The organism is Streptomyces aculeolatus, from assembly GCF_020400605.1.
Taxonomy (GTDB): domain Bacteria; phylum Actinomycetota; class Actinomycetes; order Streptomycetales; family Streptomycetaceae; genus Streptomyces; species Streptomyces aculeolatus.
Genome location: NZ_JAINRD010000119.1, coordinates 1 through 376 on the forward strand (window position 1 = coordinate 1; position 376 = coordinate 376).

Sequence of the window (376 nt, forward strand, 5' to 3'; positions counted from 1 at the left end):
CAGGGCGGCGTCGACCTTGTCTGGCGCGTAGATGTTGCCGTGGGCCATGCGGCGGCGGAGCGCCTCGGGCGACATATCGACAAGCTCGATCTGGTCCGCTTTGCGTACTACCTCGTCGGGCATGGTCTCCCGCTGGCGGACGCCGGTGATGTTCTCCACAACGTCCCCCAGCGACTCCAGGTGCTGGATGTTGGCGGTCGATATCACGTCGATACCAGCGTCGAGGAGTTCCCTGACGTCCTGCCAGCGCTTGCCGTTGCGGGAGCCGGCGATGTTGGCGTGGGCCATCTCGTCGACCAGTACCACCGCGGGACGCCGGGCCAGCACGGCGTCGACGTCCATCTCCTCGAAGGTCGCACCACGGTAGGCCAGTTCG

The 376-nt window shown here is 66.5% G+C and carries 1 protein-coding gene; it reads right to left on the reverse strand.

Features of this window, described 5'->3' with window-relative positions; all coding sequences use genetic code 11:
* A partial coding sequence (locus LG396_RS38975) for a histidine kinase (protein ID WP_443729189.1) occupies window positions 1-376 on the reverse strand: 376 nt, incomplete at both ends.